Origin of the sequence: Eilatimonas milleporae (assembly GCF_003688555.1) — a bacterium.
GTDB lineage: Bacteria > Pseudomonadota > Alphaproteobacteria > Sphingomonadales > Kordiimonadaceae > Eilatimonas > Eilatimonas milleporae.
Genome location: NZ_REFR01000017.1, coordinates 115,458 through 137,373 on the forward strand (window position 1 = coordinate 115,458; position 21,916 = coordinate 137,373).

The window sequence follows — 21,916 nt, forward strand, 5'->3', positions numbered from 1 at the left end:
AAAGCAGATATATGGGCGCAAGTGTCCGGTCTTTTGAAGCAAATGCTCCTTTCGGTGTAACGGGTTGTCCATGCAGATATTTGAAGGAATTGGTGATCAACTCATGATCTCCGTCGCCGCAGACGATGCGCTGCCGCCGGCCGTTTTCTGCGATGACCGCTCCGTGCCGCTGACCCTCGTAAAATCCCCTGTGGAACCGGTTCTCGGCCAGAACTTGCTGTGGAATGCCGATTTTGCTACCGGACCCGTGGGTTGGGCGAAAGGGGGCAAGGGCCACTTTTATCTGGGTCTTGATCTCGACGATCGGTACACCCTGTCGGGTGCGCATACCCTCTTCCTGCGTCAGACAGTCGGGAAAGGGACCGCAGGGACAGAGGCCGCAGCGACTGGACATGCATCGGCTGTGTATCTGGGGCGGGATGATCAGGGGCGCATACCGCTTTTACCGGGACAAACTGTCTGTTTTCAGGCGCTGGTCGGCCTTTATCGCTGCGATGCGGCTGTTGAACTGGTATTTTTCGACACAGATGGCCGCAGGCTGGACAGCCGGAAACGCACTCTGACACGCGGCGAGAAGGTTGGCGGTGCCGCCGAGGACGACTATGAACGCGTGCGGCTGGATTTCATGCCGCCGGAAGGGGCGGCGGCCTGTGGTCTGCGATTTGAAATTGTTGGCGAACACCTTCGCGCCCATGAAAAGTCCGGCGAGGCGGATCTGGTTTTCTTTCTGGCGCGTCCCATGCTTTTCCTGGGCCGTGACGATGTGTCCGTGTCCGGCTTCCGGCCGGCCTTTCAGAATATGGACGCATATATAGCCGCCATTGCATCCGGACAGAGGTTTTACAGACCTGAGAATGAGGGCGACCTGTCCGGCCGGATTGACATCAGATTGGCGGATGATGTTGAAACACACACCACAGTAACGGGTCCTGATATGCACCCCGCTCTCAATGGTCTTATCCTGCAGAGTAATGACAATCTGGTCGCCTACCGTTTCAAACCCGGCAAAGCGCATGTCGGCTACCATACACTTCGCTGCCTGATTGATGGGCGTCTGATTGGCGTCGCACATGTTCACAGCCAGGAGGATGAGGACTGGTGTGATGTCAGGTTCCTGATTCCTGATGACCTGATGGACGGCATGCCCCATGGCATTGACGTTCAGGACCGGCTGGGACGCACCCTGGCCCGCGACGCCCGTGTATTGAGGTTGGTACAGACCGACTGGTTCGATATCCTCAAACATACCCAACCGCCGCTTGAGGGCAAACTGGCACCGGTTGCCCAGCAGCGTTACCAGGCGTTGGAAAAGGCACTGGCACGTCTTGCGGACAGTCCCGACCCGGCGTTTGAGGCAGCCGAGCTGAGTCACTGCCACGCGACCCTTGTGCGGGGCTATCCCTATATCGCCGATTTCAGGCCATTGCATTTCCCCGAACATGACGTGCCCCGGGTTTCCGTTGTCGTGCCCGTGCACAATAAGCCGGCGGTCACCTATGCTTGCCTGGCGGCTTTGCGTCTGGCCGTTTGTGGCGCCACATGTGAGGTGATCGTGGTTGATGACGGGTCGGATGCCGAGACACGCGCGATGCTGGACTGTCAGGTCGGCCTGCGGATTATCCGCCATGACCGGGCCAAAGGGTTTAACGGGGCGACAAACGCAGGCGCGGACGCTGCCAAGGGTGATTTTGTCGTCTTTCTGAACAATGATACGGAGCCGGCCGCCGGCTGGCTGGATGAACTGCTCCATCCCTTTGTTACCATGGATGATGTCGGGATCACCGGTGCAAAGCTTCTCTATGCCGACGGCCGCCTGCAGGATGCCGGCGGTGTCATCCGTACGACGGGGGACCCTTATCTTTATGGTCGCCTGAGGAATGGCGGCGATCCGCGTTATAATTATACGCGCGAGGTGGATTATGTATCCGGGGCCGCCCTGATGATCCGGCGGAGCCTCTGGCGGGAGGTCGGCGGATTTTCCCGCTATCTGGCGCCGGCCTATTTCGAAGATACCGATCTGGCCTTTAAAGTCCGCAAAGCCGGCAAACGGGTCCTCTATGCGCCCAAGGCGGTCGTCATACACCATGAAGGCGTCAGCCACGGTCGCGATACCGAAGAAGTGGGCAGTGTTAAGCGCTATCAGGAAATCAATCGGCCCAAATTCAAGAAGAAATGGAAGCAGGCGTTAAAGGGCCAGCCGGGCAAGGACGCGCTGGTGGACCTGGTAAAGGACCGCGGTATCGAAAAGCGGGTTCTTTTTATCGATAACGAAGTGCCCCGCCCGGATTATGATGCGGGGTCCTACGCCGCCATTCAGGAAATCAGGATGTTCCAGGCATTGGGATACAAGGTGACCTTTCTGCCTGCAAATCGCGCTTATTTGGGCAAATACACCGAGACCCTGCAGCGCGATGGGGTTGAGGTCCTCTATAATCCTTTTGCCAAAACGGTGCCGGCGGTTCTGAGAGACAGAGGGATGGAATTCGACCTGATCTTCGTCACGCGCTATTATGTGGCCGAGCATTTTATCGGTCATATGCGCCGATATGCACCGCAGGCAAAAATTCTGTTCAATAATGCCGACTGTCACTTCCTGCGTGAAATGCGGGCTGCGATGGTGCAGGACTTTGGCACAGATCGTGATCAGGCCTTACAGGACGCTCGTAAGATCCGTGAACATGAACTGGCCGTCATGCGGTCCGTTGACCTGAATTTCAGTTACAACGAAACCGAGATCGAGGTCCTGAACACTCATCTGATGGGTGAAGTCCCGGTTGCCAGACTGCCCTGGGTACAGGAGACGGTAACAGATGCGCCACCTTTTGGAGAGCGTGAGGGCATCATGTTCCTCGGCGGCTTTGGCCACAAACCCAATATCGAGGCTGTGCATTATCTCGCCGAAGAGGTCATGCCGCGCCTGAAAGAGATCGATCCCGACATTGTTCTTTATGTCTATGGCAGTCGTACAACTGATGAGATTCGTGCACTGGAAGCAGACAATATCCATATCATGGGGCAGATCCCTAAGGTGAAGGACGCTTTTGACCGGCATCGTATCTTTGTGGCACCGCTCCTCTCCGGTGCCGGCATCAAGGGCAAAGTGCTGCATGCAATGGCGCATGGCGTCCCTTGTATCCTCAGCCCATTGGCGGCAGAGGGCATTCCCGGCGGTGAACATGGAAGCTATCTGGAGATTCAACCTGACGCTTCAACATGGGCAGACGGGATTGCATCCCTTTACCCCGATTTAAACAGCCTCACCGTAATGGCTGAACGGTCCGCAAACGCGATCGAAAGAGACTACGGTCTGAATGAAGGCGTCAATAGTTTGCGCAAAGCTCTTATAGAAACACGGATCGTTGATTAACATCCGTAATCATTAGCGGGAGCGGGCACAGTCTCCCAACGGCATATTTCTCTGCCCGGTGTGAGCAGACGGTACCTGTGATCCCGCAGAAGCTTTTGCACCAGATGACGCCCGGTAAACCTGCTTGCACCGAGGATCACGACAGTCTTGTCTCGCGTGTGGGGCATGGCTCCGGCTCTTGTGTTTATGCCACAGGCTTTGCGCGCTGATTTTCAGGATCGGCCCTCCCGCTTAGTGCGCGTTGCAGGTCTGCTCTGAGGTCGGTTTCCGTCACCAGAACGCCCCGGATGCCGGCCCGGCGTGCGGCTTCGATATCGCTGTCCTTGTCGCCGAGAAGAACGCTGCCCGCAGGGTCGATGGACCAGTCTGCAAGTGCTTGCGTCAACATGCCGGGATTTGGTTTGCGGGAAGGGCAGTGCCGTACATATCGCTCGACGACACCGTCAATATGGTACGGGCAGTAGTAAAAGGCTGCGATACAGACGCCCGTTTGTCGCAAGGTGTCATTCATCCATGCGTGCAACTGGCGTACATCGTCTTCAGTGTAGTAGCCGCGCGCGACACCCGCCTGGTTCGTAATCACGATCGGCAGATAGCCGCGCCGGTATGCCTCGGATATGGCTTCCCGGGCGCCGCTGCGCCAGACAAACGCTTCTTGCGTCCCCACATAGCCGGTGTCTTCGTTCAGGACACCGTCCCGGTCAAAAAAGACGGCCGGCCGCCTCAGGGCGGTATCAAGCTGATCGCGTGCCAGCGCCAGTGTCTCCGGCAAGCCGATATCGAGAAAATACCCGGTAAAAACCCGCCCGCTGACAGCCTCCTGCTTGACAAGTTTCGGTATGATTTCCAGTTCAAGGGAACAGGTATTTCCGGGCTTAATACCGGTCAGGATATCCCGACTGCACAGGTAAAGACCCGCATTGATCGTGCCCGGCCCCTGATGGTTTTTCTCGCCAAAAGTGGTGACGGTTTCTCCGTCGATCCTGACGGCTCCGTAACGGCTGACATCGGCCACAGTGCGCAAAGCCATCCGCATGATCTGACTGGGTTTCAAAGGGGGATGGATCAAGTTCAGGAGATCGCAATCAAATATTGAATCTCCGTTCATCAGAAGAAATTCGGCGTCAAGATCGCCAGCGATTTCCGCCAATGCACCGGCGGTACCGCGTGGGGCAAGTTCAATCACCGTACGCACAGTCGCCCCTGGAAAAGATATCGCATCATAGCGTTTGGCCACCTGATCGCCGAGATGGCCGGCCAGAAGAATGATATCCGAAAACCCGTGGCGGACCAGTTGCCTCAGGACCCGGTCGAGAAAGGGGGTGCCGTCCACCGGTATAAGCGGTTTGGGCGTGCTGGCGGAAAGATGGCCGAGCCTTGTTCCGCGGCCGCCAACCAGAATGACCGCCTGCCGGCAAGGTTGCCTCACCGGCATTGTCCTGCGGTTGGGTTGTCGAATAACGTGGATTCCACCTTCTCGCAGATAGCGTGGGCGCAGGCGATATGGCCTTCCTGAATGCGCGGCGTGCTTGCATGCGGGATGCGGACAATGTGGTCACACAGGTCCGGCATCTGTCCGCCGCTTTGACCGGTCAGGCCGACAGTTGTAACACCTGCGTCCCGGCAATGCCGCAATGCCCGGATGATGTTCTGACTGTTGCCCGAGGTTGAAATGCCGACAAAGACATCCCCCTCCGCCGCAAGCGCCTCAAGCTGTCTTTGAAAGACATAGCTATAATCATAGTCATTGGCGATGGCCGTCAGTATCGATGTGTCGGTTGTGAGCGCGATCCCCGGCAGCCCCGGCCTGTCAAAGTGAAAGCGGCTGACAAGTTCGCCGGCGATATGTTGGCTGTCCGCCGCAGACCCGCCATTGCCGGCGAAGAAAATTCTGTGCCCCTTCTGCAAACGGGCAGCCCATAAATCCGCTATTTCCTTAAGTGTTGCGATCAGGGCCGTGTCATCCACCAAAGCCCTGAAAAGCTTATCCGTTTCGGCAAGACTATCCGTGATGGCTGACATTGACATCTTTCCCGACATCTGGGTTCAAGGCCTGCCGTACAGGCAGGGACATATACGGAAAAATTTTCAGGCTTCCCGTTTCACCGACCAGAATTCCGATCCGACCGTGGTCAGATGACAAAGACTTGTGTAACCGGGATGCTCTGAAAGTGCATGCTGAACATTGGCCCTCATTTCAGGATCTACCAGAAAATACATGAAACCGCCGCCGCCGGCACCCGATACTTTTGCCGCCAGGGCCCCGGCATTCAGGGCGGTTTCAATCGTATGATTGATGGCAGCGGATGTGATTTTGGACGAGGTTTTCTTCTTGGCTTCCCAGGAGTTGGAAATGACCTCCGCCATCCGCTCGATATCCCCCATCATCAGGGCATCCTTGATCGCATAGGCATCGTTTTTAATGTCATGCAGGGCTTTGAGCTGTTGGCTGTCATGGTCCGCGTGGGCGGCTTTTGACTGGCTCTCGATGATCCTGGCGCTCTCGCGCGATACACCGGAAAAATGCAGGAGCAGTGAGGCTTCAAGCTCATACAGGGCGGTGCTGCGAATCCTGAGGGGATTGACAATCACCCTGTTGTCTTCGTGAAATTCCATGAAATTGACACCGCCGAATGTCGCTGCAAACTGATCCTGACGGCCTCCCGCCAGTCCAAGGTCTTCTCTTTCGACGCGAAAAGCCAGTTGGGCGACTTCATATTCGCCGAGCGGCAGATTCATCAATCCGCGGAACGCTTCAATCATGGCGACCACAAGGGAGGATGAAGAGCCAAGGCCCGATCCTATCGGACTGTCCACACTGGTCACAAGCCGGACGGCCATGGATTTGCCGCCGTTGAAGTCCTCCATAATGCGCCGGTATACACCCCGGTGCAGCTTCAGGTCCCCTGTCACGGGCGGCAGTGTGTCGGCGGAAAATGAAACGGACCGTTTCAAATCCCGGGCCGTGAATTCAATGCTGTCGGTAGCCACTTCTTCAAGGGTCGCATAAGCATAGCGGTCAATTGTGAAATTCAGGATCGCTCCGCCGAACCGGTCGCAAAAGGGTGATACATCCGTACCACCACCAGCCAGTCCAAGACGAAGCGGAGCCCGGGCTCTTATTTTTTTCAGGCTCATTGTTTTGGTTTTTGTTCCGCAGCTATTTGGCCACCTAAGGCGGTGACGACTAACACAGTGTGTAAACGAGCCGATTTGGCGCTATCTCACTCTACACGGGTACTATATTCAACATTTTCCGCATTTGTTATCAAGACTCTCCACTTGATCCGATATGTCTTCGGATGTCTTTTTACGCCCTGCGGACACATCGACCGGGCATGCTTTAGGAGTTTCTGTTCTTGGCAGAGTTTCAAGCACGTTTTGCCCGAAAAGGAAAAACCAGTATTTTATGCAGTGTCTGATACATCATACAAATAAATCGACCGCAGAGGCCGTCACTGCATCGCAGACCTCGGATATATCCTCATCGCACAGATGCGGGCCGAGCGGCAGGCTCAGGACCGTTGCGGCCAGCTGCCGGGCTGTGTCATGGATACCGGCATCCGCGGTCATGTGGGCGAAAGCCTGCTGGTCGCATGGGGCGACCGGATAGTGAATTTGGCACTGTATGTCCCGTTCGGTCAGGACATCCAGCAGTGCGTCCCGTTTGTCGCAGCGTATGACAAACAGATGATGGGCGGACCGGCTGTTGCCGGGTGGTCTGACAGTGTCGACGATCCCGGCCAGAGGGGCCAGTGCCGTACCATAGTGTGCCGCCTGCTCGCGGCGGACGGCGTTTTCAGCATCCAGATGGTCCAGGCGCACATTCAGAAACGCCGCTTGAAGTTCATCCAGGCGGGAATTGGTACCGGCCTCGCCGTGGATGTATTTCTTGTCCGAGCCGTAATTGCGCAGCCGCCTCAGCCGGGCCGCCAGACCGTCATCGTTGACCGTGATCGCCCCGGCATCGCCCAGGGCGCCGAGGTTTTTGCCGGGATAGAAGCTGTAAGTGGATATGTCGGCAAAATCGCCGACAGGTCGGTCGTCATACCGCGCACCATGCGCCTGGGCGGCATCGGCGACAATGCGCAGTCCGTGGCGCCGGGCATAGTCGCCAATGGCCGTCATGTCGGCGGGGGCGCCGTAGAGGTGGACGGGCACAATCGCCTTGACGCGGCTGTCCGGCGTGACCGGCAGGCGCGACGGGTCCATATTGCCGGTCTCCAGGCTGACGGGCACCGGTACCGGTTCCGCGCCGGCCGCCATCACGCTGAGCCATGTGGCGATGAAGGTGAAACTGGGCACCAGAACCCTGTCCCCGTGGCCGATATCAAGGGCTTTCAGCGCCAGGCTCAACGCGTCCAGGCCGTTGCCGACACCGACCGCCTGCCGCGCCCCGGTGAACCGGGCAAACCGTTCCTCGAATTCCACGACCTGCGCGCCCAGAACATACCGGCCGCTGTCCAGAATAGCGGCGAAACGGCTTTCCAGTTCCGCGCGGTACGGGCGGTGAACGGCCTTCAGATCCAGAAATTTGATCATCCGGTTTCCGCCGGCCCGTCCAGAATGCCGCGACCCCGCAGATAGTCGTTATAGTCGCGGTAATAATCGTCTTCGTCATACAGCTGCGAGGCCAGGACCAGCAGAACCGAGTTGGACGAAAAATTGTCCACCGACCGCCACACCATCGGCGACAGAAGCAGCCCCATATAGGACCGGTTCAGATGGAAGGTCTTGTCCTTGAACCCGTCCGTCAGCTTGATGTCGCAGCTTCCCGACAGGCAGATATACAGCTGTTGCAGGGCCTTGTGCGCGTGCGCCCCGCGCACCGCCCCGCCCGGCACGTCATAGAGATAATAGACGCGCTTGATATCGAAGGGGATATGCCGGTTTTCCTCGATAAAGGTCAGTTTGCCGTGTACATCCGTAACCACGGGCAGATTGATAATTCTACAATGATCAAGCGGCGAGCCCATAAGTCCCGGAAAAGTAACAACCCGTTTTGTCGCGCCTCATGACGAATGAAGCGGAAAGCGCAACCCGATAACCTCTCGGTGAAATGTATACACCCGCATGCCGGGCATGCAAGCCGCGAAACCTTCCGCGTATCGGCCTTATATCGCCGGGGGTCTATCATACCTTTACGGCCGCTTGTGTGGTATATGTGCGCCCTGTCAGTGTCTGTCGCGGTTCTTCCGACGATTTCTCAAGCCTTGACGCGACCGGTGGAAAGGCTTGTTTATACTGTGAATGTATAAGCGGTCAGCGTGCGCCAGCACGTGCCGTCCTTGGGAGTGAGGCGATGCCCGAAGGGAAAACGATCGCGGAAGACGCCCCGCCGGGTCGGCAACCGCGCGGTTTCAGGGAGACCGTGGTCTGGAAGTTGGACGCCCTGACGCAGAGGGTGGACCGACACAGGCGCGACGGTGATCATGTCCGCGCCCTATCCGATATCATGGCTGTGACTCACAAGCTGTTCCAGCAGTCTGCACCGCGTGCAATGAGCCTTTCTTCCCCGGCATTGAACCGGGAAGCCGCGCGCTTGTCGGAGAGTATGCTGGCCGGCAGTGCATATAAGAATGACGCGCCTGCACTTAGCGTCCGGGACGGCATACATGGCAAAAGACGCCAACGGGTGATTCTGCTGGCCACGCTGTTGTCGGATATCGGCGGTCACTCAAGGCTGGTGGAGGATATTGTCAGACGGTTTGTCGGCCGAATGGACATTGGCTTGGTATTGACGGGCCTGACCCTTAACGAGGCCCCATTGACACGAGAAGCTTTCGATCCGTCAAGGCTGCATATCCACTGCCTGGATGATGATACCCACATCGAAAGGCTTCACACAGGCTGGGATGTAATAAAATCCTTTGCGCCGGATGTGATCGTCGATTTCTCGCATCCCTACGATATGATTTGCTTTGCCTTGCTGCACAGCGCTCCAGCACGGCGCAAACTGCATGTCTGGCACGCCGATCACAGTTTTGCCCTGCGGCCGGTGGACCCCGAAACCGGCCTTGTTTCCGTCACCGCTTACGGTGAGGCCTGTGCACGTCATTATGCCTGCGGGACGGGGCAGGCGGTTATCAATCTGCCGATGACCTGCGCCGATCCTTATGCGGATGTTCCGGAAGCTGCCATGAGTGCGGGCCTGCGCGCGGACGATGCTTTTCTCACGGCCACATGCGGTAGTATCGCGAAATTTCTGCCGAAGACCGTGCGCAATTATGTCGATTTCATCGCGGCCCGCTTCCGTGCACGCGGCGGTGCCCACGTCCATATCGGCCCACTGACCGACGACTTGAAAGAGGCCGTGACAGCCGCTGCGGTATCCGCCCGAAGCAGTGCCACCGTACGCCACCTGCCCTATGTCGAAAGCCTCAGCCAGACGCTTGCACTGTTGAAGCCCGATATTTATCTGAGCTCCTACCCCGTGGCCGGCGGCAAGGCGACGGTAGAGGCCATGGCGGCGGGGTGCGCCATCGTCCATGCCGTGGGGCACAGGGTGGCGGACGGTCTGGACAATTTCTATCCCGGTGCGCTCAACTGGCGCACTCTGGACGAGTTCGAAACCTGTCTTGCCGGGGTGACCGCGGACACCGTTGATTGCCAGCGACGGTTGGCTCGTGCTTATTTTGAACGAGCACATGCGCCCGCCCTGTTTGAGGCAACGCTGGAACGACTTTTATCGGGTGCTGCCAGCGAGAGTGTTCAGTAACTGTGGCGATTGAAGGCGGCATGGATTGTATCCGGACGGAAATTGAGGCCAGCCTCTCTTTGGTCTGGCCGGTCTGTATTTTTCGAAGAGGGAGCAGGCCGCCAACTCCAGCGCCCATGGATTTTCTGTAGAATATATGTATGGCACTTGGTCGTGTTTTAATTATTGATACGCAGACATGTGTTCGATATTAAATAAAAAATCTATAATAAAAATTATTTATTTAATTTTTTTCGTGATTTTCATACGGGCCTCAATTTGTCACTGATTTATATTTCTTTTTTTAAATAAAAAGAAAAATTAGAGTTCTTTGCGTAATTTAATTCTTCCTGTTTGGGGATGCGGGATTCTTTGTACCAGGGCATATGCCGTGCCGTAAAACGGCCTGCGATACGTACGGCTTTCAAGAACCTCTGGGGATTAAAGTACTTTTTATTATAAAGAGCGAAGGTTGTATCAATGTTGGCTCTGTAAACACGATCACCGTCTGCGGTTTCCGCGAGCGGATGCCGCCAAAATTTTTCCTCCCACTCCCATATGCAAAACCGATTGTCGTCCACTTTAAAGGCATCGTCTTTCATCTGGCTCCGTTCGGCAATGTTGAGAGCGAAGCCGGCCTTGCCCACATTGTAAAACTCCGTAAGCCGAATGAGATACTCGATGAAGTTTTCGGGTAGGTGAGGATTAAATTCCACATCTGGGTCGGTCAGGCAAAAATACTTGGGCAGTTGCGGAAAAATTCTGCGCGACGTTATGGAGTCCCTGGGACCTAGGTTTTCACCTAATCTTATGACCGTGGAGTATTTTTCGGCTTTTTCAAGCCATGACTGCATGTCGCTGGTTGTTGATTTATTGTCGAGAAAGAAAATATCGTTAAAGCCAATATTTATAAGCTGCTCAAGCATGATCTGACAGTAAGACGGATTGTCATGGCATGGTGCGAAGACAGGTACTTTTATTTTTGGGGGTTTTATACTTTCTTTTTTGATTTGAGGGGGAGTTCTAGGAAATTTAGTGTTTTGTTCTATATTTTGTGTTGTCGATATTTTATTGTTTTGGAAATACGACTTTAATATTCTTGGTAAAAAACCTTGGTCTAATTTCCTAATGGCTGTTTTCCTTAAAAAAAGGGTGTTGAATTGTCTGTCGCCATCTTCCCTGTCGCGTACAAAGGGCTCAAATCCGTGTCGGTATAAAGTTTCAAAGACTGAAACGGCACCTGTTTGTCCAGCCCGGAATTGGTCTCTTTCGACTTTGGCCAGGACGGCTTTACTATATTTTAAAATTCCCGATGCTCCCGCCAGAATGTCGCCGGTGGCACCCTCTGCATCAATATAAAGAAAGAAGCTTCGATCGCTTGGCCGTCTGTGGACGGAAAAGAAATCGTCCAGGCTTTTTGAACATACGTCATTGTGTTCGTCGCTGGTATTTTCCGCTCTGTTAAACAGGGATGTGTGTCCTCTGACCGTGCGTGCCGAAGAATCCATACCGGTGGAAGCATCTGTCGGATATGTGCGTGACAATTTACGGGGTGTATGGAGTGCCCGTTTTCCGGATGCGGATGTTATGGCTACATTGTGCCAGTGTATCCCGGCGGTATAATGATCGAATTTATAGCGCTCGAAGAGTGCTGGATTGGCTTCGAAACCATGCACTTCACAGTCAGGATGGTATTCTTTGACACGTTTACAGACATTTCCATCGTTGGCACCAATATCACAAAATACGGATGGCCGAAGAATGTCGATTAGCTGAAAAAAAATTGAAAATATTTTTTCTTTACCGGCCTTTCCGTTTTTAAAAATCGGTAATGAAGATACATAGGATTGAAATTGAGGATTGGGCAATTTTATCTCTTTTGTCGGTTGGTTTTATTTGTTTTGAATTATTTATTGTTCTCTATTTTGCGTGGGTAATTTCCTGGAAAATTACCCAAATACAATGAGAAGATAGTATTTCTTCTGCGGGGTATGTTTCAGGATTAGGCCTTTTGTAAGAAAGGCTCTTTGGCCAAGCGAAACTCATGCACGTCTCCATTATCTAGCGGCCTTTGACGGAGCTCGGCAAGAGGATGTGTAACAATACAGCGGACACCCTGTTTATTGCGTTGTGTTTTCCGCTTGCGATGCCAGTTTTTCTTGGCCCTGGACTCTCCTGGCCCCGCCCGCGAACCGCCGGCACACCACGTAAAAGACCGGTGTGAAGATCAGCCCGAAGACGGTGACGCCCAGCATGCCGCTGAACACGGTGGTGCCTAGGGCCTGACGCATTTCCGCGCCCGCGCCGGTGGCCGTCATCAGCGGCACCACGCCAAGGATGAAGGCGAAGCTGGTCATCAGAATGGGTCTCAGGCGCAGCTTCGCCGCGTCCGAGGCGGCGGCGAACCGGTCCAGACCCTCATCCTCGCGCTGCTTGGCGAACTCGACGATCAGGATCGCGTTCTTGCAGGCCAGTCCGACCAGCACGACAAAGCCGATCTGCACCAGAATATTGTTGTCCAGCCCGGCCAGCGCCACGCCGGTGATCGCCGACAGCAGCACCATCGGCACGATCAGCACCACCGCCAGCGGCAGCAGCCAGCTTTCATACTGGGCCGACAACAGCAGGAAGACCAGCACCACCGCCAGCGCGAACACCAGACCGGCGGTGTTGCCGGCCTGTTTCTGCTGGAAGGCCAACTCGGTCCATTCATACCCGAACCCCTGTCCGAGCTCGGTGTCCGCCAGGGCTTCCATCGCCGCGATGGCCTCGCCGGAACTGGTGCCCGGTAGTGTGTCGCCCTGCACGGCGGCGGCCGGATACAGATTGTATCGGGCCACCCGGTAGGGGCCGGTGCGGTCCTCGATCTGTGCGACGGAGCCGATGGGCACGGTCTCGCCGAAACGGTTGACGGTGCGCAGCCGCATCAGATCGTCGGGCGTCTGGCGGTAGGGTGCGTCCGCCTGTGCCGTCACGCGGAAGGTCCGGCCGAGGAAATTGAAGTCATTGACGAAAGCGGACCCGAAATAAACCTCCAGCGTGTCGAAGACATTGCTGATCGGCACATTCAGTTCCTGCGCCCGCACCCGGTCGATATCCAGATACAGTTTGGGCGTCGCGGTCTCGAACAGGCTGAAGACGCTTGTCAGCCCCTCGATACCGTTCGCCGCGCCGACAATCCCGTAGGTGCTGGCCGCCAGCGTGTCCAGGCCGCGTCCAGTGCGGTCCTGTACATACATCTTGAAGCCGCCGCCGGTGCCGATGCCGCGCACGGGCGGCGGCGGGATCACCAGCACGAAGGCTTCATCGATGCCGGAGACCGCCGCGCGGGTTTCCGCCAGCAGATCGTCGAAGCCGATGCCCTTGTCCAGCCTTTCCTCGAACGGGGCCAGCACCGGGAAGATCGCCGCCGAATTGGGGGCGAGCGTGAAGGTCGCACCATTGAAACCGGCAAAGCCCACCGTCTGGACGATACCCTCGATCGCCAACAGGCGCTCGGTGGCGTCCCGCACGACAGCGTCCGTTCGGTCCAGTTTCGCGCCCGCCGGCAGTTCCAGCGCCACGATCAGATAGCCCTGGTCCTGGGGCGGGATAAAGCCGCCCGGCACCCGGCTGAACTGAAAGGCCGTCAGCGCGATCAGCCCGCCATAGACGATCAGCGCGATGCCGCTGATCCGCACCAGCCGTCCGACCGTGGCGCTGTAGCCGCCCGCCACCGCGTCCATACCCCGGTTGAACCCGCCGAAAAACCGCCCGGCCAACGTGCCGAGGACCCTGCCGACGGCTGTTTTCGGCGCCGCGCCGTGACCGTGCGGACGCAACAGCAGGCCGGCCAGCGCCGGGCTCAGCGTCAGCGAACAGAAGGCCGAAATCACCGTCGACGTGGCGATGGTCAACGCGAACTGCCGGAAGAACTGGCCGGAAATACCGGATATGAAGGCCGCCGGAATGAAGACCGACGCCAGCACCAGCGAAATGGCGATGATGGCACCGCCCACCTCGTCCATGGTTTTGTGGGCGGCATCCTTCGGGTCCATGCCGTCCGCCAGATTGCGTTCGACATTTTCCACCACGACAATGGCATCGTCCACCACGATGCCGATGGCCAGCACCAGCCCGAACAGGGACAGGTTGTTCAGTGAAAATCCGAACGCCTGCATCACGGCGAAGGTGCCGATCAGGGACACCGGAATGGCCACGATCGGGATGATCGACGCCCGCCAGCTTTGCAGGAACACGACCACCACCAGCACCACGAGGACAACGGCCTCGAAAATCGTGTGGATCACCGCATCCACCGATTCAGCGATAAATTCCGTCGGATTGTAGGCGATTTCATAGTCCATGCCGGGCGGGAAATCCGCCGACAGGGTGGCGATCAGTTGCTGCACCTCTTCCGCCGTTTCCAGGGCGTTGGAGCCCGGGCGTTGGTTCACGGCAAGGGCAATGGACGGTTTGTCGCCCAGATAGCCCCGCGTGGTATAGCTTTGCGCCCCCAGCTCCACCCGTCCGATGTCGCGCACCCGTATGGTGCCGCCGCCGGGATCGCTTCTCACCACCACATCGGCGAAATCCTCCGGCGCGCTCAGCCGGCCCATGGTCTCCACATTGATCTGGAAATCCCCGGGCCCCGAGGCCGGCGGCTGGTTCATCACGCCCGAGGCCACCTGAATATTCTGGCTGCGCAGGGCCTGCACCACCTCGCCCGATGTCAGGCCGAAGGCGGCCGTGCGGTCCGGGTCGATCCAGATCCGCATGGCATATTCGCTGGCGCCGAACATCTGCACCTGGCCGACACCCTTCAGCCGGCGCAGCTGCTCCCTTATCTGCAGCACCGCGTAATTGGCGATGAACAGCTGGTCATAACTCTCATCCGGCGAGAACAGGTTGATCACCAGCAGCAGGTCGGGGCTGTTCTTGCGTGTGGTCACCCCCAGACGGCGCACCGCCTCGGGCAGGCGCGGCTCGGCGATGGCCACGCGGTTCTGGACCAGAACCTGCGCCTGGTCCAGGTCGGTGCCCAGCTCAAAGGTGATCGTCAGCACCATGGTGCCGTCGCCGGTCGACTGCGACAGCATGTACAGCATGCCCTCGACGCCGTTGATTTCCTGTTCCAGCGGGGTCGCGACCGTGTTCGCCACCACTTCGGCGCTGGCGCCGGGATAGGTGGCGCGCACTTCCACCGTCGGCGGCGCCACTTCCGGATACTGCGCCACCGGCAGCCCCAAATAGGCAATGCCGCCCACCAGCATGATCAGGATCGACAGCACCGTCGCAAAGATCGGGCGGTCGACGAAAAAATGGCTGAATGTCATGGGCCCGCCCCCTTAACGTGACAGGACGGTGTCGATGGAAACCGGGCTGGTGTCCACCGTCATGCCGGGCCGGACCCGGTGAAAGCCGTTGATGACGATCAGTTCCTCGCCGTTCAGGCCCTCGCGGATCACCCGCAGCCCGTCATACAGGGCGCCCGGCTGGACGATCCGGCGCGCCACGGTTCCGTTTTCATCGACCGTAAAGACGAATTTGCGTGACTGTTCCGACTGCACCACCGAATCCGGCAGCAGGATGGCGCGGTATTCGCCGCTGCCGAGCAGGCGCAGACGGCCGAACTGTCCCGGCTGCAAAAAGCCGTCCGTATTGCTGATGACGGCCCGCCCCCGCAGCGTGCCCGAACTGGCGTTCAGTTCGTTTTCCACATAATTCATCACGCCTTCATGCACGAAATCCTTTTCGTCCAGCAGGCGCACCTTGACGGGGTTCGGCGCATCCCGGCTGCTGGCGCGCGCGCCGCTGAAATGCTGCCGCGCATATTTCAGATAATCGCTTTCGCTGGCCTCGAAGGTGAAATAGATCGGGTCCTGGCTGACGATGGTGGTCAGCACCGTGCCGCCCACATTGCCGCTGATCAAATTGCCCTTCGTCACCAGTTTGGAGCCGACGCGTCCGCTGATCGATGCCCGCACCGTGGTGAATTCCATGTCCAGTTCGGCCCGTGCCACCAGGGCCTCCGCCGCGCGCAGCGTGGCCTCGGAGGCAATCGCCTGTTCGCGCCGCTGGTCGAAGGCTTCCTGACTGATGTTGCCGTTGCGGCGCAATTCGCCGCCCCGCTCGGCCTCGCGCCGGGCCAGGCGTAATTGCGACTCCGCCTCGGCCAGTTCGGCCTGTGCCGCATCCAGGGCGATTTTGAAGGGCCGCTGGTCGATAACGAACAGAATGGTGCCCGCCTCGACAAGGGCACCTTCCTGAAAGGGGGCTTCATACAGATAGCCGTCGACCCGGGCGCGCACCTCGACACGTTCCACTGCCTCGAAACGGCCGGTATATTCGTCCCAGTCGACGATCTCCCGCACAACCGGGTGGGACACATTGATCGGGGCCTGTGCCTGGGACGGCGGCGTGAACAGCGCCGAACAGATCGCAAGGACACAGATCGTGAAAACAAAGGGCCGCGGCATGGTGAAAGCCTCCTCTGGATTGGTCTTGAATCCTCGGAACGCAACGGACGTGACATGGAAACGGATGAACCGGCGTCAAGGCATCGCCAGCAGAAACGTGAACCGGCAGACTATCGCCCGAATAAAACGGAAAAATGACAGGCGCGGTATTTTACCCTTTCCCTTGCGATCATACAGAACAGGGTATCCGGCTGCCAACCATTATAGTTCCATACCCTTTCGGCTGACCCCTACCGTGTTGAGGGACAAAGAGGCTTGGGTAAAGACAGGCCTCGTGAACCGGTCCCGCATATCCCCGAACCGGGAGAGCGCAGACCGACACCGGCGGCACAAAATCGGGTGAGACGGAACAGTGTTTGCCGTGTAAGGCATGGTATGACAGCATGCCCGCACCCGAGGCGCTTGCCCGGTACCGCCCAGGCGCCATCCGTCCCATGCCACGAGATCCACGCTGTAAAGGATATCATGTCCGAAATATTGATCCTGACGCTCGGTTCGCGCGGTGATGTGCAGCCCTATGTGGCGCTCGGCGCCGAACTCGCCCGGCGGGGGCACCATGTTACCCTGTCGACGGGGCAGGGTTTTGACGCGCTTGTCGACGGCCATGGCCACAGCCACGGTCTGACAGCGGCGCCCCTGTCGGTGGACATCAGGGCGCTGGCGGAAAAGCCCGACGTCCGCGCGGCGCTGAAATCCCCGAAAGGGCTTGTCAAACTGTTTCGGTCGTCCGGGGCATTGATGCAGCGCGTTCTGGATGAGATGTGGGCGGTGGCCTGTCAGGTGGCACCGGACATCATCCTCTATCACCCCAAGGCCTTTCTGGCGCCCTATTTCGCCCGGGCGCTCGGCTGTATCGCCGTGCCGGGATTTTTGCAGCCCGCCTTTACCCCGACCGGGGCCTTCGCCAACCCGCTGTTGCCCCTGCCGCCACTCGGCGCTGCCGGCAACAGGCTGTCTGACTATGCGATGCTGGCCCTGATGCGGCTCGGTTACGGCACGTTGCTGCGCAAGTGGCTGCCGCGACATGACAGTGTGCCGGATCGTCCCCGTCTGGATGTTCTGGGCGGCTATCACCCGTCGGGGGGTCCCGTGCCCCGCCTGTATGGTCACAGCCGCCATATGGTCCCGAAACCGTCGGATTGGGGACCCGTTGACCATGTGACGGGATACTGGTTTCTGGGCGGCGCGTCCGGCTGGGAACCGCCCGCCGATCTGGCCGCTTTCATCGCATCCGGGCCGCCGCCGGTCTATCTGGGGTTCGGCAGCATGCCGGCCGTCGATGACGGCCGGGCGATGGCGGCCGTTCTCGCCGCCCTCAGGCGGACGGACACCCGCGCCGTTCTGGCAAAGGGGTGGGGCGTGCTGGCCACGGCCGAGACCACGGACACCGTTCATGTCATCGACAGCGTACCCCATGACTGGTTGTTCCCGCGGTGCAGTGCCGTCGTCCATCATGGCGGCGCCGGCTCCACCCATGAAGGCTTGCGCTGGGGCCGGCCCACGCTCGTCTGCCCGGTTTTCGGCGACCAGCCTTTCTGGGGCCGCACGGTCAGCGGGCTGGGCGCCGGTCCGGCGCCCGTTTCTTTGAAAAAACTGGATGCGGGCGCTCTGGCGGGCGCCCTTGCGGCGTTGCGGTCCGACCGCGTCCGGGATGCCGCCGACCGGCTGGGCGCACGCATTCGCTCGGAAGGCGGCACCACCGCCGCCGCCGATCTGATAGACGCCATCCCGCCCGCAGCCTAGGGCCGCCCTTTCATCATCCTCGGCCTAGGGCCGCCCTGGCAGCCGCGCCTGCCGTCAGCGCTAGTTCAGGAAAGGGTCGGCGCGCAGCCGCTCCACCGCCATATCGATGAAGGCACGTACCTTTGCCGGTGCGCGGCGGCCTTCCGTGTGGACGATATGAACCGGCAGGGGATCGGGCTCATACTCCGACAGCACCGTCTGCAGGCCGCCCGATCCGATTTCGGGGCCGATCTGATAGGACAGCACCCGGGTCAGCCCCCAGCCCGATTTCGCCGCCCCGATGGAGGAATAGGTCAGGCGCGGCAACAGGCGCACGCTCTCGCCGCCGCCAAACCGCCAGGATACGGCACCGGGTCCCGCCCCCGCCGACACGATGCTGTGGCCTTTCAGGTCCTGCGGGCGTTGCGGCAGGCCGGCCCTCTCGAAATAGGAGGCACAGCCGCAGACCGACCAGCGCACCGACCCCACCCGGATTGCCCGCAGGCCCGAATCCTGCAAATGGCCGATCCGCGCCGCCACATCCACATCCTCCTCGATCAGGTTCACCACCCGGTCCAGGAACACGGCATCGACGCAGGCCCCCGCGTACCGGTCCAGATACGCGGTGATGACGGGCGATACATAATACTGGCCGAACAATGCCGGCGCGGTCACCCGCAGCAGTCCCGTCGGTACGCTGTGCGCCCCCCGCGCCGCGTCGTCGGCCGCGTCCAGCTCGGCGACAATTTTCCGGGTGTCGGCCAGATAGGCGTCACCCACCGCCGTCAGGGTGACGATGCGCGTGGTCCGGTGCAGCAATGTGACGCCGAGACGGCTTTCCAGGTCGCCGATGATGCGCGTCACCGTTGGCGGGCTCATGCCCAGCTGACGCGCCGCGCCCACCAGACTGCCGGCCTCGGCCACGGCGATAAAGGTTTTCAGCGCGCGGATCCGGTCCATGTCATCCCCCGTCCATTCTGTATCTCTGTCTTGGCGGTGTTTTATTTTACGGAATAATATAGCGCAGGGAAAAGGGGTTATACCATTCGGTGACAAGGAATCCCGTTGGCCGTTTTACCCGTATGGGCGGATTTGCGGCGGTTGCCGGAACACCGCGCCCCATCGTCCTCATCGGCGCCTTTCCGATGGCAACGGGACAAATGTATGCATCATACATATTTTCCTCTCGCCCGTTTCTCCTGAGGTCCTGTTTCCCCTATGTCCGCTGCGGGCCGGGAACGGTCCCCGGTTGTCGTGCCCTCAGTCCCCGGCCTCGGGGCGCGGGGTGCCGAAAGGCCATCCGCCCGAAAAATCGATAACCGCCCCGGTCATGAAACGCGATTTGACCGTGGCGAAAAATGCGATCACCTCGCCGATTTCCGCCGGGTCGGCCAGGCGGCCCACCGGTACGCTGTCCGCGATGTAGCGGCGCCCCGCCTCGGTGTCGCGGAAGACCGCGTTCGGGTAATAGGCCTCGCTGTACAGGAAATTGGGCGCGATCGCATTGACCACAACGCCGTGCGGCGCGCACTCCACCGCCAGCGGGCGCACCAGGCCGTTGGCGGCCGCGCGCACGGCCTCCGGGATCGCGGCGCCCGCCATGGGCAGGCGCATCCGGTTCGATGTGATCAGGACGATATTGGCGCGGTCCTGCCCGTACAGGCGCGGTAGCGCCGCCCGCACCAGCGCGAAGGGAAAGGCGACCAGCGCCTCGAAATTGGCTCTCAGAACGTCCGGGTCCACATCCGGGGTATCGTGCAGCGGCGCCGGATAATGATCATTGCTGACAAGGGCCGAAAGGGTGTCGCACAGGGCAAAGGCCTGCTCCACGCAGGCTTCCGGCGTGTCGCCGTCAATCCGGTCCAGCCCGCCGCGCCCCCGCGCATAGGCCGCCCAGACGGCATCATCGCCGAAAGACCGGTCGTGCGCCAGCACGCGAAAGCCCGCCGCCAGCAGCGCATCCACCGCCGGCGGCCCGGCAAACCCGGCCGCATTCGTCACCAGGGCCGCGGGCTTTGTCCCGTGCATATCGTCCTCCCAGGATATCCGCAGTATGGCCGCAAACCCTAAAAGGCCCTGCCGGTTTGGCAAAGCCTTCTCTGTCCGCAGCTCCATCGCCCGCCTGGGCGCGGACTGAGGCGATGGCTTTGCCGCAAGCGCCCTTTTGGACATCGGACAACTGCCCCTTCCTCATCGTGCTTCCAGCCGGCAGCGGTATTTAGCGGCCGTCGCGGTCCAGGCATCCGTCAAACAGGCCGACCTTTGTGCGCAGGTCCCGGCACAGGCCCGCGGCCTCCGTTTCGCCGCCGGAACGGCGCAGAATACCGGCAAGCCGGGTCGTCGCCTCCGGTTCCAGCGGGGTCAGCGCCAGGACGGTGCGGTACCACAGGGCGGCCTCTGTGTCCGCGCCAAGGTCCTCATGGGTTTGACCGATCAGAAGCCCAAGCGCGGCCTGCCACGGGCCCACGCGCTGCGGTTCCACCGGGTAAGACCGTTCCATCGCGGCGAAGGCGTCCTCGAAATGTTTGACCGCGTGCCGTGGGTCTCCCCGCATCATATGAATTTCGCCCAGATTGATCCGTGGTGCCCACGCATTGCGGTCCGCGGCCGCGGCGCGCCGGTACAGATGCGCCGCCCTGTCCAGATCCCCCCGCGCGGCATGGGCCAGACCCAGCGCTTTCAGCGCGCCGGCGTCATCCGGCGCCAGGCGGACGGCGCGTTCCGCAAGGGCGATCGCCCGCCACAGGGTTTCGCGCCCATGCGGTGTTTGCGTCAAACCGGCCTCAACGGCGGCGCCCAGGCTTGCCGGCCCGCCCGTGCCCGTGCCCGTGTCTGTGCCCGTACCCGGTGCATGCTGCCAGCGGACCACCCGCTGCACCAGGGCATTTGCCAGTCCGGACCGGGCGGGTGCGTGGGCTTCGTCCACCGCCAGGGCCCGTTCATACAAAACGATTGCCGCTTCATTGTCGGCCCGTGTGAAGTGCATATACAGGTCGTCGGCCCGGTCCGTCAGGCGGCCGGCGGGTGTGCCGGTGCGGTCCGGACCTGGGACAGGGGCGGTCTCGAACAGCACACCGGCAAGTGCCACGGCGGCCAGCAAAAGCCCCATCAGCAACAGTCCGGACGGCAGCAGGCCCGACCGCCCCGGTCCGGCCATTGCCGGCCAGTCGGGTGTCGCATCCGTCATGGGCGCGTCTGTTGTCCCCGGCCCGCCGGCCGGCGGGCTGTTTTGCGCGGGACGCCGACCGGCGGACTCTGCTGTCCGTGCCGCCCCTGTGTCGGGTTTGACCGCGGCGATCAGCCTGTATCCGCGCTTCGGGATGGTCTCCACAAAAAGGGGGGTTTTCGCGTTGTCGCCGAGCGCCCGGCGCAGTTTGGAGACGGCGCGTGCCACCGTATCCTCGCCCACCGTGATGTCCGGCCACAGTGCCGCTTCCAGCGCGTCCCGGGAAAAGACATGGCCGGGCGTCTCCGCCAGCAGGCACAGCAGGTCCATGACCTTGGGTTCAAGACTGACGGACAGTCCATCCCGCTCGATACGGCGTGTCATCGGCTCTGCCCGCCAGGGACCCAGGATGAAAGGGTGCCGTTTCATGGCCGTATCTGTCGGTCGGTCCGTCATGTCCTATTGATAGCGCAAACGGTTTCCCGGGACCCGTGTTTTCCGGCAGG

At 59.7% G+C, this 21,916-nt stretch carries 14 protein-coding genes; 3 read left to right on the plus strand and 11 right to left on the minus strand.

Annotation, left to right across the window (positions count from 1 at the left end):
- Positions 1 to 103: 103 nt before the first annotated feature.
- Positions 104 to 3,367, plus strand: a complete 3,264-nt coding sequence (locus tag BXY39_RS18915) for a glycosyltransferase (protein WP_170163967.1) — start codon at positions 104 to 106, stop codon at positions 3,365 to 3,367.
- A 184-nt stretch (positions 3,368 to 3,551) separates the two neighbouring features.
- On the opposite strand, the gene BXY39_RS18920 is transcribed toward BXY39_RS18915, so the two are convergent.
- The 5 genes from BXY39_RS18920 to BXY39_RS18940 all read right to left on the minus strand — a co-directional run bounded on the left by BXY39_RS18920 (position 3,552) and on the right by BXY39_RS18940 (position 8,343).
- Positions 3,552 to 4,796, minus strand: coding sequence for an HAD-IIIA family hydrolase (locus tag BXY39_RS18920; protein ID WP_211332352.1), 1,245 nt, complete (start codon positions 4,794 to 4,796; stop codon positions 3,552 to 3,554).
- On the minus strand, positions 4,793 to 5,389 hold the full coding sequence (locus BXY39_RS18925) for a D-sedoheptulose 7-phosphate isomerase (protein ID WP_121940472.1): 597 nt from the start codon (positions 5,387 to 5,389) through the stop codon (positions 4,793 to 4,795). The genes BXY39_RS18920 and BXY39_RS18925 overlap by 4 nt, the downstream gene beginning before the upstream one ends.
- A 66-nt stretch (positions 5,390 to 5,455) precedes the next feature.
- Complete coding sequence (locus BXY39_RS18930; RefSeq protein ID WP_121940473.1) at positions 5,456 to 6,505, minus strand: GHMP family kinase ATP-binding protein; 1,050 nt, start codon at positions 6,503 to 6,505, stop codon at positions 5,456 to 5,458.
- Positions 6,506 to 6,793: 288 nt separating this feature from the next.
- The gene (locus tag BXY39_RS18935; protein WP_121940474.1) at positions 6,794 to 7,909 is read right to left on the minus strand and encodes a DegT/DnrJ/EryC1/StrS family aminotransferase; all 1,116 of its coding nucleotides are present in this window, start codon (positions 7,907 to 7,909) and stop codon (positions 6,794 to 6,796) included.
- Entirely contained in the window at positions 7,906 to 8,343 is a 438-nt protein-coding gene (locus BXY39_RS18940; RefSeq protein WP_121940475.1) for a sugar 3,4-ketoisomerase, read from the minus strand. The genes BXY39_RS18935 and BXY39_RS18940 overlap by 4 nt, the downstream gene beginning before the upstream one ends.
- Positions 8,344 to 8,669: 326 nt before the next feature.
- Here BXY39_RS18940 and BXY39_RS18945 point away from each other — a divergent pair, with 326 nt between their 5' ends.
- The gene (locus BXY39_RS18945; RefSeq protein WP_121940476.1) at positions 8,670 to 10,085 is read left to right on the plus strand and encodes a hypothetical protein; all 1,416 of its coding nucleotides are present in this window, start codon (positions 8,670 to 8,672) and stop codon (positions 10,083 to 10,085) included.
- Positions 10,086 to 10,354: 269 nt separating this feature from the next.
- Here the strand turns inward: BXY39_RS18945 and BXY39_RS18950 are convergent, their stop codons facing one another.
- From BXY39_RS18950 to BXY39_RS18960, 3 genes are all read right to left on the minus strand, one after another.
- Complete coding sequence (locus tag BXY39_RS18950) at positions 10,355 to 11,932, minus strand: FkbM family methyltransferase (protein ID WP_170163968.1); 1,578 nt, start codon at positions 11,930 to 11,932, stop codon at positions 10,355 to 10,357.
- A 252-nt stretch (positions 11,933 to 12,184) separates the two neighbouring features.
- Positions 12,185 to 15,379: an efflux RND transporter permease subunit gene (locus BXY39_RS18955; RefSeq protein ID WP_121940478.1), complete on the minus strand. Its 3,195-nt coding sequence runs from the start codon at positions 15,377 to 15,379 to the stop codon at positions 12,185 to 12,187.
- A 12-nt stretch (positions 15,380 to 15,391) separates the two neighbouring features.
- Complete coding sequence (locus BXY39_RS18960) at positions 15,392 to 16,522, minus strand: efflux RND transporter periplasmic adaptor subunit (RefSeq protein ID WP_121940479.1); 1,131 nt, start codon at positions 16,520 to 16,522, stop codon at positions 15,392 to 15,394.
- 465 nt (positions 16,523 to 16,987) lie between these two features.
- On the opposite strand from BXY39_RS18960, the gene BXY39_RS18965 reads away from it, so the two are divergent.
- Positions 16,988 to 18,265, plus strand: coding sequence for a glycosyltransferase (locus BXY39_RS18965; RefSeq protein WP_170163969.1), 1,278 nt, complete (start codon positions 16,988 to 16,990; stop codon positions 18,263 to 18,265).
- A gap of 60 nt (positions 18,266 to 18,325) precedes the next feature.
- On the opposite strand, the gene BXY39_RS18970 is transcribed toward BXY39_RS18965, so the two are convergent.
- From BXY39_RS18970 to BXY39_RS18980, 3 genes are all read right to left on the minus strand, one after another.
- Positions 18,326 to 19,204 (minus strand): LysR family transcriptional regulator, encoded by an 879-nt coding sequence (locus tag BXY39_RS18970; RefSeq protein WP_121940481.1) that lies wholly within the window; start codon positions 19,202 to 19,204, stop codon positions 18,326 to 18,328.
- Between the two features lie 300 nt (positions 19,205 to 19,504).
- Entirely contained in the window at positions 19,505 to 20,272 is a 768-nt protein-coding gene (locus tag BXY39_RS18975) for an SDR family oxidoreductase (RefSeq protein WP_121940510.1), read from the minus strand.
- A gap of 190 nt (positions 20,273 to 20,462) precedes the next feature.
- On the minus strand, positions 20,463 to 21,839 hold the full coding sequence (locus BXY39_RS18980; RefSeq protein WP_170163970.1) for a winged helix-turn-helix domain-containing protein: 1,377 nt from the start codon (positions 21,837 to 21,839) through the stop codon (positions 20,463 to 20,465).
- Positions 21,840 to 21,916 lie beyond the last annotated feature (77 nt).

Excerpts from the sequence above, each read along its gene's own strand:
- BXY39_RS18915 (WP_170163967.1), top strand. The coding sequence starts at position 104 with ATGATCTCCGTCGCCGCAGACGATGCGCTGCCGCCGGCCGTTTTCTGC.
- BXY39_RS18925 (WP_121940472.1), bottom strand. The coding sequence starts at position 5,389 with ATGTCAGCCATCACGGATAGTCTTGCCGAAACGGATAAGCTTTTCAGG.
- BXY39_RS18930 (WP_121940473.1), bottom strand. The coding sequence starts at position 6,505 with ATGAGCCTGAAAAAAATAAGAGCCCGGGCTCCGCTTCGTCTTGGACTG.
- BXY39_RS18935 (WP_121940474.1), bottom strand. The coding sequence starts at position 7,909 with ATGATCAAATTTCTGGATCTGAAGGCCGTTCACCGCCCGTACCGCGCG.
- BXY39_RS18940 (WP_121940475.1), bottom strand. The coding sequence starts at position 8,343 with ATGGGCTCGCCGCTTGATCATTGTAGAATTATCAATCTGCCCGTGGTT.
- BXY39_RS18945 (WP_121940476.1), top strand. The coding sequence starts at position 8,670 with ATGCCCGAAGGGAAAACGATCGCGGAAGACGCCCCGCCGGGTCGGCAA.
- BXY39_RS18955 (WP_121940478.1), bottom strand. The coding sequence starts at position 15,379 with ATGACATTCAGCCATTTTTTCGTCGACCGCCCGATCTTTGCGACGGTG.
- BXY39_RS18960 (WP_121940479.1), bottom strand. The coding sequence starts at position 16,522 with ATGCCGCGGCCCTTTGTTTTCACGATCTGTGTCCTTGCGATCTGTTCG.
- BXY39_RS18965 (WP_170163969.1), top strand. The coding sequence starts at position 16,988 with ATGTCCGAAATATTGATCCTGACGCTCGGTTCGCGCGGTGATGTGCAG.
- BXY39_RS18970 (WP_121940481.1), bottom strand. The coding sequence starts at position 19,204 with ATGGACCGGATCCGCGCGCTGAAAACCTTTATCGCCGTGGCCGAGGCC.
- BXY39_RS18975 (WP_121940510.1), bottom strand. The coding sequence starts at position 20,272 with ATGCACGGGACAAAGCCCGCGGCCCTGGTGACGAATGCGGCCGGGTTT.
- BXY39_RS18980 (WP_170163970.1), bottom strand. The coding sequence starts at position 21,839 with ATGAAACGGCACCCTTTCATCCTGGGTCCCTGGCGGGCAGAGCCGATG.